General features: G+C 63.2%; 20 protein-coding genes. 18 read left to right on the forward strand and 2 right to left on the reverse strand.

The features are described 5' to 3' along the window. Positions 1-255: 255 nt before the first annotated feature. A complete protein-coding gene (locus M3P21_RS17720) occupies positions 256-480 on the reverse strand; it encodes a DUF1127 domain-containing protein (protein ID WP_249712099.1) in 225 nt (74 codons plus the stop codon). A gap of 962 nt (positions 481-1,442) precedes the next feature. On the opposite strand from M3P21_RS17720, the gene mraZ reads away from it, so the two are divergent. The 9 genes from mraZ to murD are packed head-to-tail and all read left to right on the forward strand — an operon-like array spanning position 1,443 to position 11,007. Next, entirely contained in the window at positions 1,443-1,946 is a 504-nt protein-coding gene (mraZ, locus tag M3P21_RS17725; RefSeq protein WP_249712101.1) for a division/cell wall cluster transcriptional repressor MraZ, read from the forward strand. Next, positions 1,927-2,937: a 16S rRNA (cytosine(1402)-N(4))-methyltransferase RsmH gene (rsmH, locus tag M3P21_RS17730; protein ID WP_373320071.1), complete on the forward strand. Its 1,011-nt coding sequence runs from the start codon at positions 1,927-1,929 to the stop codon at positions 2,935-2,937. The genes mraZ and rsmH overlap by 20 nt, the downstream gene beginning before the upstream one ends. Further along, entirely contained in the window at positions 2,934-3,290 is a 357-nt protein-coding gene (ftsL, locus tag M3P21_RS17735) for a cell division protein FtsL (RefSeq protein WP_249712102.1), read from the forward strand. The genes rsmH and ftsL overlap by 4 nt, the downstream gene beginning before the upstream one ends. Then, positions 3,287-5,074, forward strand: coding sequence for a peptidoglycan D,D-transpeptidase FtsI family protein (locus tag M3P21_RS17740; protein ID WP_249712105.1), 1,788 nt, complete (start codon positions 3,287-3,289; stop codon positions 5,072-5,074). Before ftsL ends, M3P21_RS17740 begins: the two co-directional genes overlap by 4 nt. A 24-nt stretch (positions 5,075-5,098) precedes the next feature. Further along, positions 5,099-6,580, forward strand: coding sequence for a UDP-N-acetylmuramoyl-L-alanyl-D-glutamate--2,6-diaminopimelate ligase (locus tag M3P21_RS17745; protein WP_249712107.1), 1,482 nt, complete (start codon positions 5,099-5,101; stop codon positions 6,578-6,580). Then, a complete protein-coding gene (locus M3P21_RS17750) occupies positions 6,577-7,962 on the forward strand; it encodes a UDP-N-acetylmuramoyl-tripeptide--D-alanyl-D-alanine ligase (RefSeq protein WP_249712109.1) in 1,386 nt (461 codons plus the stop codon). Before M3P21_RS17745 ends, M3P21_RS17750 begins: the two co-directional genes overlap by 4 nt. A gap of 29 nt (positions 7,963-7,991) precedes the next feature. Then, on the forward strand, positions 7,992-9,074 hold the full coding sequence (gene mraY, locus M3P21_RS17755) for a phospho-N-acetylmuramoyl-pentapeptide-transferase (RefSeq protein WP_249712111.1): 1,083 nt from the start codon (positions 7,992-7,994) through the stop codon (positions 9,072-9,074). After that, positions 9,071-9,616, forward strand: a complete 546-nt coding sequence (locus M3P21_RS17760) for an AAA family ATPase (RefSeq protein WP_249712113.1) — start codon at positions 9,071-9,073, stop codon at positions 9,614-9,616. The genes mraY and M3P21_RS17760 overlap by 4 nt, the downstream gene beginning before the upstream one ends. Next, positions 9,613-11,007 carry a UDP-N-acetylmuramoyl-L-alanine--D-glutamate ligase gene (gene murD / locus M3P21_RS17765; RefSeq protein WP_249712115.1) on the forward strand — a complete coding sequence of 465 codons (1,395 nt, stop codon included), beginning with the start codon at positions 9,613-9,615 and terminating at the stop codon, positions 11,005-11,007. The genes M3P21_RS17760 and murD overlap by 4 nt, the downstream gene beginning before the upstream one ends. Positions 11,008-11,137: 130 nt before the next feature. Here murD and M3P21_RS17770 read toward each other — a convergent pair whose 3' ends face one another. After that, positions 11,138-12,322 carry a BaiN/RdsA family NAD(P)/FAD-dependent oxidoreductase gene (locus M3P21_RS17770; RefSeq protein WP_249712117.1) on the reverse strand — a complete coding sequence of 395 codons (1,185 nt, stop codon included), beginning with the start codon at positions 12,320-12,322 and terminating at the stop codon, positions 11,138-11,140. A gap of 129 nt (positions 12,323-12,451) precedes the next feature. Between M3P21_RS17770 and ftsW the strand changes: the two genes are divergently transcribed. From ftsW to ftsA, 9 genes are all read left to right on the forward strand, one after another. After that, complete coding sequence (ftsW, locus tag M3P21_RS17775; protein ID WP_249712119.1) at positions 12,452-13,615, forward strand: putative lipid II flippase FtsW; 1,164 nt, start codon at positions 12,452-12,454, stop codon at positions 13,613-13,615. Then, complete coding sequence (locus M3P21_RS17780; RefSeq protein WP_249712120.1) at positions 13,615-14,712, forward strand: UDP-N-acetylglucosamine--N-acetylmuramyl-(pentapeptide) pyrophosphoryl-undecaprenol N-acetylglucosamine transferase; 1,098 nt, start codon at positions 13,615-13,617, stop codon at positions 14,710-14,712. Before ftsW ends, M3P21_RS17780 begins: the two co-directional genes overlap by 1 nt. Continuing rightward, on the forward strand, positions 14,709-16,115 hold the full coding sequence (murC, locus tag M3P21_RS17785) for a UDP-N-acetylmuramate--L-alanine ligase (protein ID WP_249712122.1): 1,407 nt from the start codon (positions 14,709-14,711) through the stop codon (positions 16,113-16,115). The genes M3P21_RS17780 and murC overlap by 4 nt, the downstream gene beginning before the upstream one ends. Before the next feature lie 94 nt (positions 16,116-16,209). Beyond that, complete coding sequence (locus M3P21_RS17790) at positions 16,210-16,467, forward strand: DUF2484 family protein (protein WP_249712124.1); 258 nt, start codon at positions 16,210-16,212, stop codon at positions 16,465-16,467. Continuing rightward, positions 16,464-16,703 carry a DUF2484 family protein gene (locus M3P21_RS17795; protein ID WP_249712126.1) on the forward strand — a complete coding sequence of 80 codons (240 nt, stop codon included), beginning with the start codon at positions 16,464-16,466 and terminating at the stop codon, positions 16,701-16,703. Before M3P21_RS17790 ends, M3P21_RS17795 begins: the two co-directional genes overlap by 4 nt. 3 nt (positions 16,704-16,706) lie before the next feature. Beyond that, complete coding sequence (gene murB, locus M3P21_RS17800; protein ID WP_249712128.1) at positions 16,707-17,633, forward strand: UDP-N-acetylmuramate dehydrogenase; 927 nt, start codon at positions 16,707-16,709, stop codon at positions 17,631-17,633. Positions 17,634-17,735: 102 nt separating this feature from the next. Beyond that, complete coding sequence (locus M3P21_RS17805; RefSeq protein ID WP_249712172.1) at positions 17,736-18,656, forward strand: D-alanine--D-alanine ligase; 921 nt, start codon at positions 17,736-17,738, stop codon at positions 18,654-18,656. After that, positions 18,644-19,657, forward strand: coding sequence for a cell division protein FtsQ/DivIB (locus M3P21_RS17810; RefSeq protein ID WP_373320072.1), 1,014 nt, complete (start codon positions 18,644-18,646; stop codon positions 19,655-19,657). The genes M3P21_RS17805 and M3P21_RS17810 overlap by 13 nt, the downstream gene beginning before the upstream one ends. Before the next feature lie 4 nt (positions 19,658-19,661). Continuing rightward, a complete protein-coding gene (gene ftsA / locus M3P21_RS17815) occupies positions 19,662-20,996 on the forward strand; it encodes a cell division protein FtsA (RefSeq protein WP_249712130.1) in 1,335 nt (444 codons plus the stop codon). Positions 20,997-21,000 lie beyond the last annotated feature (4 nt).

Consider the following 21,000-nt stretch of genomic DNA (forward strand, 5'->3'; position numbering starts at 1 on the left):
ACCCAGGGAGGAGGAGAAGGCCAGATGCGTCAGGTTCCGGGTCACCCCGGTATTGGTGCAACGGCGACGCCCAGGGAGGAGGGGCGCCGCCGCTCTTGCGACACCGAAGCTAGGGAGGAGGAGAAGCTCCGGTGTGTTCCGATCCGGCATCAAGGCCGGTATTTTCGCGACGGCATCAGGGAGGAGGAGATGCCGCCGCTGTTTTCAGGCCCTCAGGGAGGAGGAGAAGGCGCTGAAAAGTCTATGTCTTGCGCCTTAGGCGGTACGGTTGTCGTAGCTCGCTTCCATGGCGATGCGGCGGATCATGCTGCGGTGAATGCCAAGGTCAGCCAGGTCCCGGTCCGACAGGGCCGACAGTTCGCTGACCGTCTGGCGGTAAAGCCGGTAATTCGCAAAGCGCGCTTTCAGGGCTTCCAGACCGGCATGGAAACCGGAGATTTCGAGGCCGTTTGCGGCGGTGAAGTCGTTTGTAGCAGCCATCTTACTGGTCCAGATCTTGTTTCGGTGCGTCAGGATCGTCCTGCGCTGTTGAGGCAGAACATAACCGTATGCTGCGGGCGCACAATGGCTGCGCGCTCAATGCCGCTATGCAGAAATTGCATGGATTGTGTTTTGGAATCAGATGGTTCGCCAAAACCTTATATTTTTTAAGCATTTGAGCGATGGCGATGGTGGAAACCTGATATTTCGCAGATTTTTGAGCGCGGCAGAATTCATCGCGAAATTGACTGTTTGACTGGTTTTGGAGCGCATGCTGTCTGAAAGTGTCATGTGGGCTTGGCCCGAACTACGTTCATTGCGCCTGCCAATGTGCGAATCTGCCGGGCAAGCCGAAATCTTGGGAATTCGTGGGACTGGCCTCTGTACCTTGGTATCGTAGTCCCGGTTCGCGGATTTGGGGCCCGCAAATTACGGGATTCAGTCTCGTGAGTGAAAACAAAAGGTGAACTTTTAATATTCCAAGGCTAAGGTGGAATTTTATTGGGATTTCGTGGGAGAAAAACCCTCAGAAAAGAAATATCTATATATAGTGGATTATGTTGAGGCCGATACTACAGGAGCCACTAAATCGCCCTGGCTTTGTTTTTTAGGGAGAAAATCACTGACGAAATTACAACCGATCGCCAAAAATTTCACAAATTCCTGTTGATTTCCATGAATTCCCATGTCATCCCTAGTTCATCCGATGAGGACGAGGCGACAAGGGGCACCAAACGACCCCGCTTAAAAACAAACGGTTTCATACAGGCATCTCGCTTTCATCAGACCAAAGAGATCCGGCGCGCGGGCGAGCAGACATCCCCCCCCCAGGTGCGCGCGCAGTCGGACTTCCCGCAAAGCGGGCCAATGCGGCGGGTTGATCAGTGGCAGCAGATCAACCCGCCGTTTCTAATTTTCGGGGCGGACGTTTCGGTGAGGCGCTAGCAAAAGGGACAGTCAGCTTGGCGCGCAGGTTCAGAGGTGAAAGCCACCACAAGGTGGACAGCAAGGGCAGGGTGTCAATCCCGGCCTCGTTTCGCCGTGTGCTTGAAGCGGGCGATCCCAGCTGGCAATCCGGCAACAATCCCGAACTGGTCATCGTCTATGGCGATCACCGCCGCAACTTTCTTGAGTGTTATACGATCGAGGCGATCGACGAGGTCGACGACAAGATCGATGCGCTGCCGCGCGGTTCGATGGAACGCAAGCTGTTGCAGCGCCTGTTCCACGGGCAGTCCTTTCCCACCAATGTGGACGAAACCGGGCGCCTGGTGCTGCCCGCCAAGCTGCGCAAGAAGATCGATCTGGCGGATGAGGCGCTTTTCTTTGCCACGGGTGACACTTTCCAGATCTGGAAACCCGAGACCTATGAGGTCGAGGAACTGGGCAAGGTCGAGGACTTCATGGATGATCTGCCGGACGATTTCGACCCGATGCAGTTCCTGGATGGCGCCGGGGGCGCGTGACGGCATGGCCGCGCGCGCATCTTCCGATGATCCCCACATTCCCGTCCTGCTCCGCCCGCTGTTGCAGGCGGTCTCGCCGGTTACGGGCGTCTGGCTGGACGGCACCTTTGGCGCGGGGGGCTACACACGCGGGTTGCTGGAGGCCGGAGCCGATCGCGTGATCGCCGTCGACCGTGACCCGCTGGCCTTCGAGATGGCAGCGGATTGGGCGACAGAGTATGGCGACCGGCTGGTGATGCAGCGGGGCGTCTTCTCGCGCATGGATGACTATGGGCAGGATCTGGATGGCGTGGTGCTGGATCTGGGCGTGTCCTCGATGCAGTTGGATCTGGCCGAGCGTGGGTTTTCCTTCATGAAGGATGGCCCGCTCGACATGCGCATGAGCCAGGAGGGCGAGAGTGCCGCTGATCTGGTCAACACCACCACCGAGGCAGAACTGGCGGATATCCTGTTCCATTATGGCGAGGAACGCGCCAGTCGCCGCATTGCCAAGGCGATTGTCAGAACCCGCGCCGAAACCCCGTTTGAGACCACGCTGCAACTGACCGGCGTGATTGAACGCTGCCTGCCGCGACCGAAACCAGGGCAATCGCATCCCGCAACCCGCAGCTTTCAGGCGCTGCGCATTGCGGTGAATGCCGAATATGACGAGTTGTTTCAGGGGCTGATGGCGGCTGAGCGGGCGCTGAAACCGGGTGGGACTTTGGCGGTGGTGAGTTTCCATTCCGTCGAGGACCGGATGGTCAAACGCTTCCTGCAAGCCCGTGCCGGGCGCAGCGGGCGGGCCAATCGCTATGCGCCGGAACACGCAGCCGAACAACCACAATTCGACCTCAAGACCCGCAAGGCTATTGGGCCTGATCCGCAGGAGCTAGAGGAAAACCCGCGGTCGCGGTCGGCAAAGCTGCGGGTGGCATTGCGCACGGATGCGCCTGCCGGGGGGATCGATGCCAAAAGCATCGGTATGCCGCAAGTGAGGGGGGCAAAATGAAAAGCGTGATTTACGTGCTCACCGCCTTGGCCGTGTTCGGTCTTGCGCTCTGGGCCTATCAGGAAAACTACAAGACACAGCAGGTGTTGAAAGAGACGCAAACATTGCAGCGTCAGATCGGCGCCGCGCAGGTCCGGCTGAGCGTGCTGCGCGCCGAATGGGCCTATCTGAACCGCCCCGACCGGCTGCGCGAACTGGCGGATCTGAATTTCGACCGGTTGGGCCTGTTGCCCTTGCGCCCCGACCAGTTCGGCAAGGTCGATCAGGTCGCCTATCCGCGCCCGCCCGAGCCCGAGGTCACCATCAATAACGCCATCGATGTCCGTGCCATCCTTGAGGAGCAGTTCCCATGACCCGCACGCCCCTGCGACCGCTGGCCCGCGTGCTTGAGGCTCGTGCCAAGGGCCAGAACCCGGCGGCCATAGAACGCGAGAACATCCACAAACGGCACGAAGAGATGCGCGACAGCACGCGGGCACGTGCCGAGGGCCGCCTGCTGGTTCTGGCGGCGTTTTTCTTCTGCGCCTTCGCGGTGGTGGGCACGCGCATGGGGGTGATGGCCACCGCCGAGCCGCGCGAACCGATCGCCAGCGCTTCGGGGGCGTCGATTGCCACCCAGCGCGGCGACATCGTCGACCGGCAGGGGCGCATTCTGGCAACCAATTTCGAGACCCACTCACTTTATGCCCAGCCGCCGCTGATGGTCGACCCGATGGCCGCTGCGGACGGGCTGGTGCAGATCTTCTCCGATCTTGACAAGGACCGGCTGGTCAAGGATTTCACCGGCAAGCGCAAGTTCCTGTGGATCAAGAAACGCATTTCGCCCGAGCAGAAACAGGCGGTGCATGATCTGGGCGATCCCGGCCTGCTGTTCGGCCCGCGCGAGATGCGCCTCTATCCCAATGGCCAGTTGGCCGCGCATGTTCTGGGCGGCGCGGGTTTCGGCAAGGAAGGTGTCAGCGCCGCCGAAGTGATCGGCGTGGCCGGGGTTGAGAAGAAGTTCGATACCTACCTGCGCGACCCGGCCAATGGTGCCAAACCGCTTCAATTGTCGCTGGATCTGACCGTACAGGCAGCCGTCGAGCGGGTGCTGTTCGGCGGTATGAAGATCATGAACGCCAAGGGCGCGTCTGCGGTGTTGATGGATGTGCATACCGGCGAGGTAATTTCAGCCGCCTCATTGCCCTCATTCGATCCGAATGACCGCCCGCGTCCGCCCACCTCGGGGTTTGATCCCTCGGACAGCCCACTGTTCAACCGCTATGTGCAGGGCGTGTATGAGCTGGGTTCGGTCTACAAGATTTTCACCGCCGCACAGGCGGTTGACCTGGGGCTGGTGAATTCCAACACCATCATCGACACCTCTGGCCCGATGCGGATCGGGCGGTTCCCGATTGGCGAGTTCCAGGGCAAGAATTATGGCAAGCTGAGCGTGGCCGATATCATCGTCAAAAGTTCCAACCGCGGCACAGGACGGCTGGCGATCCAGATCGGCGGCAAGCGGCAGCAGCAATTCCTTGACGGGCTTGGTATGTTTGACCCGACCCCTTTCGAGATTGTCGAGGCGGCGGGCGGCAAGCCGCTCCTGCCCAAGAAATGGGGCGAGTTGAGCACCGTCACCATTTCCTATGGCCATGGGCTCTCGACCAGCCCGATGCATCTGGCGGCGGGTTATGCGGCGATTGCCAATGGCGGCAATTATGTCAGCCCGACAATCCTGAAGAAAACCGGCGCGCAATATGGCCCGCGCGTGATGTCGAACAACGCCGCCAAACAGGCCCGCGCCATGCTGCGCAAGGTGGTGACCAGTGGCACCGCCAGCTTTGGCGAGGTGCCGGGCTATGAGGTGGGCGGCAAGACCGGCACCGCCGACAAGCCCAAGCCGCGCGGTGGCTATTACGACAAGAAGGTGATCGCCACCTTCGCCTCGATCTTTCCCATGAGCGACCCGAAATACGTGCTGGTGGTGACATTGGACGAACCCTCGATCCTGGCTTACGGCGAAAAGCGCCGCACCGCTGGTTGGACCGCCGTGCCGGTGGCGGCAGAGCTGATCGGGCGCGTGGCCCCGTTGCTGGGGTTGCGGCCAAAGGTTGAGCAACCCGATCCGGCTGCTATAAGGCTGACCGCAAACTGATCGCTAACAAAGGCAGGCGCGGATATGGGCGGACCGGCAAAGACACTCAGCCAACTGGCCCTGACCGCGCGTGGTGGCGCGAACCCGCAGATCACCGGATTGGCCGTGGACAGCCGCGAGGTGAAGGACGGGTTCTTTTTTGCCGCGCTGCCGGGTACCCGCGTGCATGGTGGCGAATTCATCCAATACGCCTTGCGCATGGGGGCCGCCGCGATCCTGACAGACGCAAAGGGCGCCGAGATCGCGGCAGAGGAATTGGCCGCCTCGGATGCCGCCCTGATCGTTACCGAAGACCCCAGACAGGCGTTGGCCTATACCGCCGCGCTCTGGTTCGGTGCCCAGCCCGAGGTGATGGTGGCGGTGACCGGCACCAATGGCAAAACCTCGGTCGCGACCTTCCTGCGCCAGATCTGGTCGGAATTGGGCCACGCAGCCGTCAATCTCGGCACCACCGGGGTCGAGGGCGCCTGGACCGCCCCGCTGGCCCATACCACGCCGGAACCGATCACCTTGCACCGCTGCCTGGCGCAGGCGGCTGAGGCGGGCATCACCCATGCCGCGATGGAGGCCTCAAGCCATGGTCTGGAACAGCGCCGCCTTGATGGCGTGCGTCTCAGGGCGGCGGGGTTCACCAATTTCACCCAGGATCATCTGGATTATCACGACACGTTCGAGGCCTATTTTGCCGCCAAGGAAGGCCTCTTCCGCCGGGTGCTGCCGCCGGAAGGTACGGCGGTGATCAATATCGACGACCCCAAGGGGGGCGAGATGCGCGCCGTCGCCGCCGCGCGCGGGCAGACTATCCTCGCGGTCGGGCAGGGCGTCGGAGACCTGAGCCTGCTCAACCAGCGCTTTGACGCCACCGGGCAAGATGTGCGGTTTTCCTATGACGGCAAGGTCTATCAGGCCCGGCTGAATCTGATTGGCGGGTTTCAGGCCCAGAATGTCCTGATGGCTTGTGGCTTGGCGATCGCAGCGGGGGATGATGCCGAACGGGTGTTCGAGACCCTGCCGCATCTGATCACCGTCCGGGGCCGGATGCAGCTTGCTGCCACCCGTGATAACGGCGCGGCGGTGTTTGTCGATTATGCGCATACGCCTGATGCGGTCTCGACCGCGCTCACGGCCTTGCGCCCGCATGTGATGGGCCGCCTGATCGCCATTGTCGGCGCGGGCGGTGACCGCGACGTGGGCAAACGTCCGCTGATGGGGCAAGCGGCGGCAGAAAATGCCGATATCGTGCTTGTAACCGACGACAATCCGCGCAGCGAGGACCCGGCGCTGATCCGCGCTGCCGTATTGGGCGGCGCCCCTTGTGCGACAGAGGTGGGCGACCGCGCCGAGGCGATCCTGCGTGGTATCGACAGCCTGCAGCCCGGCGACGCGCTGCTGATCGCGGGCAAGGGGCATGAAACCGGGCAGATCGTCGGCGACGACGTGCTGCCTTTTGATGATGTGGAACAGGCAAGCGTGGCCGTGGCCGCCTTGGACGGGAGAGGCGTATGACACTCTGGACAAGTCTTGAGGCCGCGCAGGCCACTGCTGGACGGGCGACACAGGACTGGGAGGCAAACGGCGTCTCCATCGACACCCGCACGATCGAGCCCGGCGATCTGTTCGTGGCGCTTAAGGACGCGCGCGACGGCCATGACTTCGTGGCACAGGCGTTGGAAAAAGGCGCGGCGGCGGCTCTGGTCAGCCGCGTGCCCGAGGGCGTGGCTGAGGATGCGCCGCTGCTGATCGTCGACGATGTGCAACACGCGCTGGAGGATCTGGGCCGTGCCGCCCGCGCCCGCACCGGCGCCCATGTGGTTGCGGTGACGGGCAGCGTCGGCAAGACCTCGACCAAGGAAATGCTGGCGCAGATGTTGGGCGATCAGGGCGAAACCCATGCCAGCGTCGCCAGCTACAACAACCATTGGGGCGTACCGCTGACGTTGGCGCGGATGCCGCGCGAGACCGAATATGCGGTGATCGAGATCGGCATGAACCACCCCGGAGAGATCGCTCCGCTGGCCCGCCAGACCCGCCCGCATGTGGCGCTGATCACCACAGTTGCCCCGGCGCATCTGGAGGCGTTCGAGAGCGTCGACGACATCGCCCGCGAGAAGGCAGCGATCTTTGAGGGGCTGCCCCATAACGGCATCGCCATCATCAACGCCGATATCAAACAGGCCGACATCCTGCGCGACAAGGCCGAACAGGTGGGTGCGCGGGCGCTGACGTTCGGCAGAAACGCCACGGATTTCAAACTGGTCGAGCTGGATACCGACGGCACTTCGACGCTGGCCAAGGCCAATATCTATGGCTCGGTGCTGGGCTACAAGATCCGCTCGCCGGGGACGCATTTCGCGATGAACGGGCTGGGCGCGATCCTGGCCAGCGCTGCCCTCGGGGCCGATCTGATCCAGGCGATCACTGCGCTCAAGGATTGGATGCCCTATCACGGTCGCGGCGCGCGCCGGAAGATGGAGCTGCCGACCGGCGGCACCATCCAGCTGCACGATGACAGCTACAACGCCAACCCCGCCTCGATGGCCTCGGCGCTTGAAGTGCTGGGCGCGAGTGAAGGCCGCCGCCGAGTGGCCTTTTTGGGCGACATGAAAGAACTGGGGCCAAGGGCCGAAGATTTCCATGCAGAGCTTGCCGATCTGGACGCGATGGCCAATGTCGACAAGGTCCATTGCATCGGCCCGCTGATGAAAGCGCTGCACGCGGCGCTGCCCGAGGGCAAGCGTGGCGAATGGGCCGAGACCAGTGGCGATATGGTGCCATCGCTGCCCGAACTGATCAATCCGGGCGATATTGTGCTTGCCAAGGGCTCGCTGAGCATGGGATTGGCGCAGATCGTTAACGGCATCCGCCATATGGGCGACGGGGACGACTGAATATTTATTGAACGAGAGGCCGTTCGGACATGCTGTATTGGTTGACCGCCTTGTCGGATGGAGGGGATTTTTTCAACCTCTTCCGCTATATCACCTTCCGCGCAGGCGGGGCGTTTCTGACGGCGCTGATCTTTGGGTTCCTGTTCGGGCAGCCTCTGATCAACGTGCTGCGCCGCAAGCAAGGCAAGGGTCAGCCGATCCGGGATGATGGCCCCGAGGGGCATTTCTCGAAGGCGGGCACGCCGACCATGGGCGGGTTGCTGATCGTGGGCGCGTTGCTCAGCTCGACACTGCTCTGGGCGCGGCTCGACAATCCGTTTGTCTGGCTGGTGCTGTTTGTGACGCTGGCTTATGCGCTGATCGGTTTTGCCGATGATTACGCCAAGGTCTCCAAGCAGAACACCAAGGGCGTGCCGGGGCGGCTGCGGCTGGCGCTGGGCATCATCATCGCAGTGATCGCGGCGGTTTGGGCGGCGGCCTATCATCCCGATACGCTGCGTCATCAACTGGCATTGCCGATCTTCAAGGATACGCTGATCAATCTGGGCTACTTTTACGTGCCTTTTGCGATCATCGTTATCGTGGGCTCGGCCAATGCGGTGAACCTGACAGACGGGCTCGACGGACTGGCCATCATGCCGGTGATGATTGCGGGCACCACGCTGGGCATCATCGCCTATGCGGTGGGCCGGGTCGACTTCACCGAATATCTCGATGTGCATTACGTGCCGGGCACCGGCGAAATCCTGATCTTTGCCTCGGCGCTCTTTGGCGCGGGGCTTGGCTTCCTGTGGTATAACGCGCCGCCTGCGGCGGTGTTCATGGGTGACACCGGCTCGCTCGCCTTGGGCGGCGCGCTGGGTGCCATTGCGGTCGCCACCAAACACGAGCTGGTGCTGGCGGTTGTCGGCGGGCTCTTTGTGGTCGAAGCGCTGAGCGTGATCATTCAGGTGCTCTATTACAAGCGCACCGGCAAGCGGGTGTTCCTGATGGCGCCGATCCATCATCATTACGAGAAAAAGGGCTGGGCGGAATCCACCATCGTGATCCGCTTCTGGATCATCTCGCTGATCCTGGCGATGATCGGTCTGGCCACTCTGAAAGTCCGGTGACACCGCGCCGGATCGTCCTGTCGGGCTGTTCCGGAGCGGGGAAATCCACGCTGTTGCAGGAAATGGCGCGGCGGGGTTATGTGACAGTGCCCGAGCCGGGCCGCCGCATCATCGCACAGGAACGGCTCTCTGGCGGGCAGGTTCTGCCTTGGGTCGAACCTGTCGCCTTCTGCCGGCGGGCCATGGAAATGGCCATGGACGACATGAAACGGGCGCGTGGCGACCTGGTGCTCTTTGACCGGTGCGCGCTGGATGCGCTGATCTGGTTTGATCGCACGCAAACGCCGCTGACTCAGAAGATGCGGGAAAGCGTGCTGGCCCTCGGATATGACTGCCATGTCTACCTGACCCCGCCCTGGCCCGAGATTTACGAGAACGACGGCGATCGCAGGCACGGGCTGCGCGATGCCCTTGCGGAATTCGATGCGTTATGCGACCGCTTACCGCATTATGGATTCAAGACGGTGCTGGTCCCCAAAGGACCTGTTTCCGAGCGGGCCGACTGGTTCGAAGCGCAATTGAATGAGGGGGCGGCGGCATGATCCCGGTCAAAAGCTACGTGGGCAAGCAGGTGGCGGTTCTGGGTCTGGGCCGTTCCGGTCTGGTGGCGGCGCGCGCGCTGCGCGAAGGGGGTGCCACGCCGATTTGCTGGGATGACAACCCGGCGGCGCGCGAGGCGGCGGAGAGTGAGGGCTTTACCTGCCGCGATCTACTGAAGCAGGGCGCATTCGAAGAGGTCGCCGTGCTGATCGTCTCGCCCGGCATTCCGCATCTTTTTCCCAAACCCAACCCTGTGATCGTGGCGGCGCAGGAGGCGGGCGTGCCCGTCGACAATGATATCGGCCTGTTTTTTCAGTCCTTCGCGACGCAGGACTGGGACCGGTTCGACACCATGCCGCGCGTGGTCGCCGTCACCGGGTCAAACGGCAAATCGACCACCGCCGCGCTGATCCATCATATCCTGACCGAGGGCGGACGGGACTCGCAACTGGCGGGCAATATCGGGCGCGGCGTGCTGGATATCGAGCCAGGCGGCGACGGGTCGGTGGTGGTGCTGGAACTCAGCAGCTACCAGACCGATCTGGCCCGCGCGCTGACCCCGGATGTGGCGGTTTTCACCAACCTCAGCCCCGACCATCTGGATCGCCATGGGGGGATGGGCGGCTATTTCGCGGCCAAACGTCGCCTGTTTGCCGAGGGCGGTCCCGACCGCGCAGTGATCGGTATCGACGAGCCCGAAGGGGCCTATCTGGCCGGGCAACTGGCGGAGGGGCCGCGCGATGACCGGGTGATCCGTGTCTCGGTGGCGCGCAAACTTTCGGGTCCGGGTTGGCAGGTCTTTGCAAAGAAAGGCTTCCTTTCGGAATACCGCAAGGGGCGCCAGGCCGGGTCAGTCGATCTGCGCCGGATCCGCGGGTTGCCGGGGGTGCATAACCACCAGAACGCATGTTCCGCCTATGCCGCCTGCCGGGCGCTGGGGCTTGCGCCGCGCGAGATCGAGAGTGCGATGCAGAGCTTTCCGGGCCTGCCCCACCGCAGCCAGATCATCGCCGAGGCGGATGGCATCACCTATGTCAACGACTCCAAGGCCACCAATGTTGACAGCGCCGCCAAGGCTCTGTTGGCCTTTGGCAACATTCGCTGGATCTGCGGCGGGTTGGAGAAAGAGGGCGGGCTGGATGCGCTGAGTGGCGCTTTGGGCGCGGTCAGCAAGGCCTATGTGATCGGGCGCGAGGCGGCCGGGTTCGCCATGCAGCTTGATGTGGACAGCGAGGTCTGCACCACCATGGCCGCTGCCGTCGAACGGGCCATGGTCGAGGCGCAAGAGGGCGACACCGTGTTGCTGGCCCCGGCGGCGGCGAGTTTCGATCAATATGACAATTTCGAACAGCGCGGTGAGGATTTCACGGCTGAGGTTCTGGCCCGGCTCTAGGGCATGTCGGGCAAAAGTGGGGACCGGTTTTGCGCTCCCCGGGCCTGCTCCAATTTAGGGGGCGCTGCCCCCGTCGCCCGTTCCGGTCGACTCCCCCGAGGTATTTTTGAACAGAAGAAGGGGCGGGATTTCAGTTTTGGCTGGCGGCGATTGCAGTGCCAGCGGCGTGGCCTGAGGACCAGGCCCATTGGAAATTATAGCCGCCCAGCCAGCCGGTGACGTCAACCGCCTCGCCAATGGCATAGAGACCGGGAACGGTCTTGGCCTGCATGGTCTTCGAGGACAGCCCATCGGTGTCGATCCCGCCCAGCGTGACCTCGGCGGTGCGGTAGCCTTCGGTGCCGGACGGGGTCAGTTGCCAGTTTTGCAGGGCGGCGCAGAGGGTTTCGAGCCGCGCATCCGATTGATCTGCGAGATTGCCGTCCAGCGAGAGCTCTGGCGTCAACGCCTCGACCAAGCGACCGGGCAGGTGGCGGGCAAGCTCGGTGGTCAGCGCCTTGCGCCCCCCCGCCTGACGTCGGGCACGCAGCAGGTCATAGAGCGCAAGATCGGGGATCAGGTTCACCGACACCGCCTCGCCCTCACGCCAATAGGAGGAGAGTTGCAACACCGCCGGGCCGCTCAGACCGCGATGGGTGAACAGAAGCGCCTCGTCAAAGCTGGCGCGCGCAGTGCTGAGGCGCGCGGGCAGCGAGACGCCCGCAAGCGGCTTGAAGCGGCCTTCGGGGAAGGTGAAGGGGACCAGCGCGGCGCGGGTTTCGGTCATTGCCAGCCCGAATTGACGGGCGATGTCATAGGCCAGTCCGGTGGCCCCCATCTTGGGGATCGACTTGCCACCGCTGGCCAGCACCAGATTGCGGCAGGCGAGCCTGCGCGTCGTGCCCTCGCGCTCGACCTGCAGGCGGAAGCCGTCGGTGGTTTTCTCGACCTCGCGCACCGAAGTGGACAGCCACAGCTCTGCCCCGGCCTGCTGCAGTTCTTGCACCAACAGAGCGACGATTTGCTTCGAGGACCCGTCACAAAAGAGCTGCCCCAGCGTCTTTTCATGCCAGGCGATGCCGTGGCGGTTCACCAGATCAATGAAGTCCCATTGGGTATAGCGCGCCAGTGCGGATTTGCAGAAATGCGGGTTTCGCGACAGAAAATTCTCAGGTCCGGCAAAGAGATTGGTGAAATTACAGCGCCCGCCACCCGAGATTCTGATCTTTTCGCCCGGTGCGCGCGCATGATCCAGCACCAGCGCGTTGCCGCCGCACTGGGCGGCGCACATCATGCCGGCCGCGCCCGCGCCAAGGATGATCGTCTGATATTCCATGCCCCGCCCTTGGCGCGGAATCCGGGTTTTGGCAAGAGGAAGAGACTGGCCTGAGACGCGATTTTCCTGTAGCCTCAAGCACAGATCCCGAAAACGGGGCGCATGTGAGGCAGAAAACGGCGGTATCTCATGACTGAGATGGTTTATGGCGCGGCCCCTGATCGGGGTGGCGAACCGATTCTACCCAAGTGGTGGCGGACGCTGGACAAATGGTCGATGTCCTGCGTGCTGATCCTGTTTGTGATCGGCCTACTGCTGGGGCTGGCTGCCTCGCCGCCGCTGGCCTCGCGCAACGGGTTCGACCCCTTCCATTATGTCGAACGGCAGGCGTTTTTCGGCGGCGTGGCGATATTGGCCATGCTGCTGACCTCGATGATGTCGCCTACGCTGGTGCGCCGTCTGGCGGTGTTGGGGTTTCTGGTCTCGTTCGTGGCACTGGCGTTGCTGCCGTTTCTGGGGACTGATTTCGGCAAGGGCGCGGTGCGCTGGTATTCGCTGGGCTTCGCCTCGCTGCAGCCCTCGGAATTCCTCAAACCCGGCTTTGTGGTGGTCGTCGCCTGGATGTTTGCCGCCAGTCAGGAGATCAACGGCCCGCCGGGGCGGCTGTGGTCATTCGCGCTTTGTATGGCGATCGTTGGCATGTTGGTGATGCAACCCGATTTCGGACAGGCCTGTCTTGTGCTGTTTGGCTGGGGCGTGATGTATTTCGTGGCCGGTGCGCCGATGCTGCTGCTGGTCATCATGGCCGGGGTGGTCGTGCTGGGCGGTATGCTGGCCTATTCCAGTTCCGAGCATTTTGCGCGCCGCATCGACGGCTTCCTCAGCCCCGAGGTCGATCCGACCACCCAACTGGGCTATGCCACCAACGCCATCATGGAAGGTGGTCTGTTCGGTGTTGGCGTCGGCGAGGGTCAGGTGAAATGGTCGCTGCCCGATGCCCATACGGATTTCATCATCGCCGTTGCCGCCGAGGAATACGGGCTGATCCTGGTGATGATGATCATCGCGCTTTATGCCATGATCGTGGTGCGCTCGCTCTTGCGGCTGATGCGTGAACGCGACCCCTTCATCCGGCTGGCGGGCACCGGGCTGGCCTGTATGTTCGGGGTTCAGGCGATGATCAATATGGGTGTGGCGGTGCGCCTTTTGCCCGCCAAGGGCATGACGCTGCCCTTCGTGAGCTATGGCGGCTCGTCGCTGATTGCGGGCGGGATTGCCGTGGGCATGTTGCTGGCCTTTACCCGGACGCGGCCTCAGGGCGGGCTGGGCGAGATTTTGCGCGGGCGGGGATGATGCGGCAAAACTATCTGCTGATCGCGGCGGGCGGCACCGGGGGGCACATGTTCCCGGCGCAGGCGCTGGCCGAGATGATGCTGGCCCGTGGCTGGCGTGTGCGGCTGTCAACGGATGCACGCGGTGCGCGCTATACCGGCGGCTTTCCCCATTCGACCGAGATTGTCGAGGCCTCCTCGGCCACCTTCGCGCGCGGCGGGCTGCTGGCCAAGGCGCTGGTCGGACCCAAGATCTTGGCGGGCGTGGCGGGCATGGCATTGCAGATGCTGCGCGACAGGCCGGATGTGGTGGTGGGATTTGGCGGCTACCCCTCGATCCCGGCGTTGGGTGCCGCGACGTTACTGCGGCTGCCGCGGATGATCCACGAACAGAACGGCGTGCTGGGAAAGGTCAATCAGGTCTTTGCCAAACGGGTCGACAATGTGGCCTGCGGCGTCTGGCCCGCCGACCTGCCCGAGGGTGCCCGTGGCATCCATGTGGGCAACCCGGTGCGCGGCGCGGTGCTGGACCGGGCGGGCGCGGCCTATATCATGCCCGGTGACTACCCGATGTCGATCCTGGTCATGGGTGGCAGCCAGGGCGCGCGTATCCTCAGCGATATGGTGCCGGGCGCAATTGCTGCGCTGCCCGAAGGGCTTAGACGCTACGTGCGGGTGGCCCATCAGGCCCGTGACGAAGATGGCGCGCGGGTTACGGCCTTTTATGCCGAACATGGAATCAGCGCCGAGGTAAAGCCGTTCTTTCAGGACGTCCCGCGCCGTATGTCCGAGGCGCAGTTGGTTATCAGTCGCTCGGGCGCCTCCAGCGTGGCGGACATCTCGATCATCGGTCGGCCCTCGATCCTGATCCCCTATGCCGCAGCGGCAGGCGATCATCAAACCGCCAATGCGCGAGGCCTGGTGCAGGCAAACGCTGCCATCATGATCCCCGAGTCTGCCCTTGACGTTTCAGCACTGGCAGAGCAAATCACCTCGGTTCTCACGAATCCCCGCGCCGCCCAGCAGATGGCCAGCGCCGCCCTGACGGTCGGTGCGCCGGATGCGACCGGGCGTCTGGTGGGGTTGGTCGAGGACCTCGCACGAAAGGAAGCGCCATGACCCCCGCAACGAAACTCCCGCAGGATGTGGGCTCGATCCATTTTGTGGGCATCGGCGGTATCGGCATGTCAGGCATCGCCGAAGTGCTGCTGAACCTCGGCTACCAGGTGCAGGGCTCGGACCTGAAAGCGTCCAAGATCACCGACCGGCTGGCCGAGCTGGGGGCGACGATCTTTATCGGGCAACGGGCCGAGAACCTGGACGGCGCGCGGGTTGTTGTGGTCTCGACCGCGATCAAACCGGGCAACCCGGAACTGGACGGAGCCCGCTCGCTGGGCTTGCCGGTGGTGCGCCGCGCCGACATGCTGGCCGAACTGATGCGACTGAAATCCAACATCGCCATTGCCGGCACCCACGGCAAGACCACCACCACCACCATGATGGCGGAACTCATGGTGGCGGGCGATTTCGACCCGACTGTCATCAATGGCGGCATCATCCACGCCTATGGTTCGAACGCGCGGATGGGGCAGGGCGAATGGATGGTGGTCGAAGCCGACGAGAGCGACGGCTCGTTCAACCGCCTGCCCGCGACCATCGCCATCGTCACCAATATCGACCCCGAGCATATGGAGCACTGGGGCGATTTCGACAAATTGCGCGACGGGTTCTACGAGTTCGTGTCGAACCTGCCGTTCTACGGGCTTGCGGTTTGCTGCACCGATCATGCCGAGGTCCAGACGCTGGTCGGCCGCATCCATGACCGCCGGGTGCGCACCTATGGCTTCAATGCGCAGGCCGATGTGCGCGCGATCAACCTGACCTATGTGAAAGGCGTGGCCCATTTCGACGTTGTCCTGCAGGAAGAAGACATCACCATCGAGGGCTGCACCCTGCCGATGCCGGGCGATCACAATGTCTCGAACGCGCTGGCCGCGATCACCGTGGCGCGCCATCTGGGCATGAAAACCGCTGAAATCCGCGACGCACTGGCCAGCTTTGGTGGCGTCAACCGCCGCTTTACCCGCGTGGGCGAAGTGAACGGCGTGACCATCATCGATGATTACGGCCATCATCCGGTCGAAATCGCCGCCGTGCTGAAGGCCGCGCGCCAGGCTAGCGAGGGTCGGGTGATCGCTGTACATCAGCCGCACCGCTACTCGCGCCTGTCCAGCCTTTTCGATGATTTCTGCACCTGCTTCAACGAGGCGGACGTGGTCGCCATCGCCGAGGTCTTCGCCGCCGGTGAAGACCCGATCGAGGGCGCAGGCCGCGACGATCTGGTCGCGGGCCTGATCCGTCACGGTCACCGCCACGCCCGCGCGATCCTGAACGAGGACGATCTGGAACGGTTGGTGCGCGAACAGGCGCGGCCCGGCGATATGGTGGTCTGTCTTGGCGCGGGCACCATCTCGACCTGGGCCAATGGGCTGCCCGAGCGGCTTCACAAGATTGCGTGCTGACCAAAAAAACTATGGAAAACCTGACTTGTTTGTTCAATTATAAGGCGAGCAAACGGTCAGAATCACAAAAGACGACCGAAACAGGGCGAGTGGGATGGGCCTTTCAATACTACTTGCGGTGGCATGGGTTTGCGCGGCAACCTTCGTCGCGCTGCTGCCGATGCGGTGGCAGTATCCGTTGGGCGGGGCGCTGATGCTTGCGGCACCCGCTCTGATTGTGCTGATAGGGTATCAACACGGGGTGCTTCTGGCGCTTCTGGCGCTGGCGGCGTTTGTGTCGATGTTCCGCAATCCACTGCGCCTTGTCTGGCGCAAATTGCGCGGGCTTGAGACAGGGGGGGTGGCAGAATGACCTTGTCCCTGACCCTTGTCTGCGTCTGGGCTGTCTCGGCCAATCTGATGGCGATGGTGCCGAGCCGGGACAATCACTGGTCCCGGGCCTATCTGCTGATCGCTCTGGGCATTCCTCTGCTGGGCTATGTCACCTATCAGAATGGCCCGTTGGTCGGGTTGATCGTGCTGATTGCGGGGATGTCGGTTCTGCGCTGGCCTGTGATATACCTGTCCCGTTGGATTCGCAGGCAGTAAGCCATGAAAAATTTGCCCGGCGTGCGGGGTCGTCTGACCCCGGATCGCGCGTTGAATGACCTGACCTGGCTGCGCGTGGGCGGCCCGGCGGATGCACTGTTCCAGCCAGCCGATATCGAAGACCTGCGGGACTTCCTGCGCGCGTTGCCCCCTGAGATTCCTGTTTTTCCGATGGGCGTGGGCTCCAACCTTATCATCCGCGACGGAGGCCTGCGCGCCGTGGTGATCCGGCTGGGGCGGGGCTTCAACGGGATCGAGGTAGAGGGCCATCGCGTCACCGCTGGTGCTGCAGCGCTGGATGCCCATGTGGCGCGCAGGGCGGCGGATGCGGGCATCGACCTGACCTTTCTGCGCACCATTCCCGGCGCGATCGGGGGGGCTTTGCGGATGAATGCGGGCTGCTATGGCAGCTATACGGCGGATGTGTTTGTCTCGGCCCGAGCGGTCACACGGCAGGGCGAGGTGATCACGCTCAGCGCCGATGACCTCAACTTTCGCTACCGCCAGACCGACCTGCCTGAAGGCGCGGTGTTGATCGACGCGGTTCTGCAAGGCCCTGAGGGCGACCCGGCAGAGCTTCACGCCCGCATGGAAGCGCAACTGAAAAAGCGCGACGACACCCAGCCCACCCGGGATCGCAGTGCCGGATCGACCTTTCGCAACCCGGCCGGGTTTTCCTCGACCGGGCGGGAGGATGATGTCCATGACCTGAAGGCCTGGAAGGTGATCGACCAGGCGGGCATGCGCGGTGCGCGCCGGGGCGGCGCACAGATGAGCCCGAAACATTCGAATTTCCTCATCAACACCGGCACCGCAACCGCCGCCGATCTGGAGGGATTGGGTGAGGAGGTGAGAAAAAAGGTTTACGATTCCAGCGGGATCACGCTAGAATGGGAAATCATGCGGGTCGGTGAGCCGCTGACAGAATAAGACCCTGGGACCGAACCCCTTCACAGGCATTTCGGGGCGGTTCAACAGGACAAAAAGCAAACGGATCGCAAAAAACAAGATCCGGTTATATTGAGGCGCATTGTGGGTCAGTCGAGCAGGACAACCCCCAAAGTGGCGGTATTGATGGGCGGCCCCTCGGCGGAACGCGAGGTGTCACTCAGCAGCGGGCGCGAATGCGCAGCCGCACTAAGGGGCGAAGGATTTGAGGTGGTCGAGCTGGACGCTGGCCCGGACCTCTGCGACCGTCTGGCCGAGATCAAACCCGATGTGGCCTTCAATGCGCTGCATGGCCGCTGGGGCGAGGATGGCTGCGTGCAGGGCTTGCTGGAATGGCTGCGCATCCCCTATACCCATTCGGGCGTGCTGGCGTCGGCGCTGGCGATGGACAAGCAACGCTCGAAAGAGGTCTATGCCGCCGTTGGCCTGCCCATCGTGGAAAGCGTGATCTCGCACAAGGACGAGGTTATGAAGGCGCATCTGCTTAAGCCGCCTTATGTCGTCAAGCCCAACAATGAGGGCTCCTCTGTCGGTATCTACATCGTGCAGGACGGCGCCAACCGCCCGCCGGTTCTGGAAGAGAGCATGTCGAGCTTCGTCATGGTCGAGGAATATGTGGCGGGCCGCGAATTGACCACCACCGTAATCGGCGACCGCGCCCTGACGGTGACCGATATCATCACCGAAGGCTGGTACGATTACGAGGCGAAATACGCCGTCGGAGGCTCACGCCACGAACTGCCCGCCGACATTCCGAAAGAGATCTTTGACCGCTGCATGGACTACGCGCTGCGTGCCCATGACGCGCTGGGTTGCCGGGGCGTGACCCGCACCGATTACCGCTGGGACGAGGCGCGCGGGGCAGACGGGTTGTTCCTGCTGGAAACCAACACCCAGCCGGGCATGACGCCGACCTCGCTGGTGCCGGAACAGGCGGCGCTGTTCGGAATGACTTTCGGCCAGCTCTGCGCCTGGATGGTGGAGGATGCCTCATGCGATCGCTGATGCGTGTCTTCCTGCCGGTGCGCCACCGAGAGAAACCGCTGGTGCGCAAGGACGCGCGGTTCTCGTCAGCGGAAACTTCGGGCTATGTCGCCAAACCCGCCGTTACGCTGGACGGGCATGGTCGCATGGGTCGTGATGCGCCACGGCGCATTGATCCTGCGCCCTCGCGTCTGAACTACCGCATCCAACGCTGGATGCTGACGCCCGGCATCCGGCTTGGCCTGCGCATCGGAGTGCCCCTCTGCCTGGCCTTTGCCGCCGGCACCGCGTTCTGGGCGGATGAGGCCCGGCGTGATGCGCTGACCGGTTTTATCGCCGAGATCCGCGCCTCGATCCAGGAACGCCCGGAATTCATGGTCAAGCTGATGGTCATCGACGGGGCGGGCACCAATCTGGCGCAGGACATCCGCGAGGTGGTGCCGCTGGATTTCCCGGTTTCCTCCTTTGATCTGGACGTGGCGCAGATCCGCGATGTGATCACCGGGCTGGACCCGGTCAAATCGGCTTCGGTCCGGGTGCGCCCGGGCGGTATCCTGCAGGTGGATGTGGCCGAGCGGCGGCCCGTCGTGGTCTGGCGCACCCGTCAGGGTATCGAGATGCTGGACGAAACCGGCGCGCATATCGACATTCTGACCAGCCGCAAGATGCGCACCGACCTGCCGCTGATTGCGGGCAAGGGGGCGGACGGGCATGTGGATGAAGCGCTGGCGCTTTTTGCCGCCGCCAAGCCGCTGGGCGATCGCATGCGCGGTCTGGTCCGCGTCGGTCAGCGGCGCTGGGACCTGGTTCTGGATCGCGGCCAGCGCGTCATGCTGCCGACGACACGCCCGGTGCAGGCGCTGCGGCGGGTGCTGGCGGTGAACGAGGTGCAGGACATGCTGGAGCGGGATGTGGCCTCGGTCGACATGCGCATCGGCGAGCGACCGACATTGAGAATGACACAGGCCGCCACCGAAGAATGGTGGCGCATCAGAAATCCAGACGGGGACGGGCAAGACTAAGATGATGACGGATCTCTATCAGTCGCAACGGGCGATGCGTCAGATGCGCCAGCAGGCGATGCAGCGCGGTGTGGTGGCCATTCTGGATGTCGGCAGTTCCAAGATCGCCTGCCTGGTGTTGCGGTTCGATGGCACTGGCAAGCTGGCCGATGATGGCTCGATCGGCTCCATGGCGGGCCAGACCGGGTTTCGGGTGATCGGGGCTGCGACCACGCGGTCGCGCGGCGTGGAGTTCGGCGAGATCACCGCCATGCAGGAAACCGAGCGTGCCATCCGCACCGCGCTGCAGGCGGCCCAGAAGATGGCCGAGATCCGCGTCGATCATGTGATCGCCTGTTTCTCGGGGGCCAACCCGCGCTCTTACGGGCTGGATGCCGAGGTCGAACTGGACACGCAAGAGGTGACCGAATCCGAGATCGGCCGCGTGTTGAACGCCTGCGAAGTGCCGGAATATGGCGCGGGTCGCGAGGTGCTGCACGCCCAGCCGGTGAATTTCGCGCTTGATCACCGCTCGGGCCTGATCGACCCGCGTGGGCAATTGGGCCAGTCGCTGTCGGTGGACATGCACATGCTGACCGTCGATGGCACCGCCATCCAGAACCTTGTGCGCTGCATCAAGCGCTGCGATCTGGAACTGGCCGGGATCGCCAACTCGGCCTATGTCTCGGGCATCTCGGCTCTGGTCGAAGACGAGCAGGAACTTGGCGCGGCCTGTATCGACATGGGCGGCGGCACCACAAGTGTGTCGATTTTCATGAAGAAACACATGATCTACGCCGATTGCGTGCGCATGGGCGGCGATCACGTCACCGGTGATATCTCGATGGCGCTGGGGGTTCCTGCGGCCAATGCGGAACGGATCAAGACCTTTTCGGGCGGGGTGCATGCCACAGGGGCCGATGATCGCGACATGATCGATATCGGCGGTGAAACGGGTGACTGGGAACATGACCGGCGCAGCGTCAGCCGGGCCGAGCTGATCGGCATCATGCGGCCACGGGTCGAAGAGATTCTGGAAGAGGTGCGCGCCCGACTCGACGTGGCCGGGTTCGACCACCTGCCCAGTCAGCAGATCGTGCTGACCGGCGGCGCAAGCCAGGTGATGGGGCTGGATGGGCTGGCCAGCCGTATTCTGGGCCAGCGCGTGCGGCTGGGCCGCCCGCTGCGGGTGCATGGCCTGCCGCAATCGGCCACCGGTTCGGGTTTTTCCAGCGCGGTGGGGCTCAGCCTGTTTGCCGCGCATCCACAGGATGAATGGTGGGATTTCGAAATCCCGGTCGACCGCTATCCGGCGCGGTCCTTCAAGCGGGCGGTCAAGTGGTTCCGCGACAACTGGTAGGATG

This window comes from Ruegeria spongiae, assembly GCF_023502395.1.
Lineage (GTDB): Bacteria > Pseudomonadota > Alphaproteobacteria > Rhodobacterales > Rhodobacteraceae > Ruegeria_C > Ruegeria_C spongiae.

Coding starts and splice junctions, on each gene's coding strand:
- ftsW (WP_249712119.1), top strand. CDS start 12,452: ATGACTGAGATGGTTTATGGCGCGGCCCCTGATCGGGGTGGCGAACCG.
- murC (WP_249712122.1), top strand. CDS start 14,709: ATGACCCCCGCAACGAAACTCCCGCAGGATGTGGGCTCGATCCATTTT.
- M3P21_RS17790 (WP_249712124.1), top strand. CDS start 16,210: ATGGGCCTTTCAATACTACTTGCGGTGGCATGGGTTTGCGCGGCAACC.
- ftsL (WP_249712102.1), top strand. CDS start 2,934: ATGAAAAGCGTGATTTACGTGCTCACCGCCTTGGCCGTGTTCGGTCTT.
- M3P21_RS17795 (WP_249712126.1), top strand. CDS start 16,464: ATGACCTTGTCCCTGACCCTTGTCTGCGTCTGGGCTGTCTCGGCCAAT.
- M3P21_RS17745 (WP_249712107.1), top strand. CDS start 5,099: ATGGGCGGACCGGCAAAGACACTCAGCCAACTGGCCCTGACCGCGCGT.
- M3P21_RS17720 (WP_249712099.1), bottom strand. CDS start 480: ATGGCTGCTACAAACGACTTCACCGCCGCAAACGGCCTCGAAATCTCC.
- M3P21_RS17750 (WP_249712109.1), top strand. CDS start 6,577: ATGACACTCTGGACAAGTCTTGAGGCCGCGCAGGCCACTGCTGGACGG.
- M3P21_RS17810 (WP_373320072.1), top strand. CDS start 18,644: ATGCGATCGCTGATGCGTGTCTTCCTGCCGGTGCGCCACCGAGAGAAA.
- M3P21_RS17740 (WP_249712105.1), top strand. CDS start 3,287: ATGACCCGCACGCCCCTGCGACCGCTGGCCCGCGTGCTTGAGGCTCGT.
- murB (WP_249712128.1), top strand. CDS start 16,707: ATGAAAAATTTGCCCGGCGTGCGGGGTCGTCTGACCCCGGATCGCGCG.
- ftsA (WP_249712130.1), top strand. CDS start 19,662: ATGACGGATCTCTATCAGTCGCAACGGGCGATGCGTCAGATGCGCCAG.
- rsmH (WP_373320071.1), top strand. CDS start 1,927: ATGGCGCCGGGGGCGCGTGACGGCATGGCCGCGCGCGCATCTTCCGAT.
- M3P21_RS17780 (WP_249712120.1), top strand. CDS start 13,615: ATGCGGCAAAACTATCTGCTGATCGCGGCGGGCGGCACCGGGGGGCAC.
- murD (WP_249712115.1), top strand. CDS start 9,613: ATGATCCCGGTCAAAAGCTACGTGGGCAAGCAGGTGGCGGTTCTGGGT.
- M3P21_RS17770 (WP_249712117.1), bottom strand. CDS start 12,322: ATGGAATATCAGACGATCATCCTTGGCGCGGGCGCGGCCGGCATGATG.
- mraY (WP_249712111.1), top strand. CDS start 7,992: ATGCTGTATTGGTTGACCGCCTTGTCGGATGGAGGGGATTTTTTCAAC.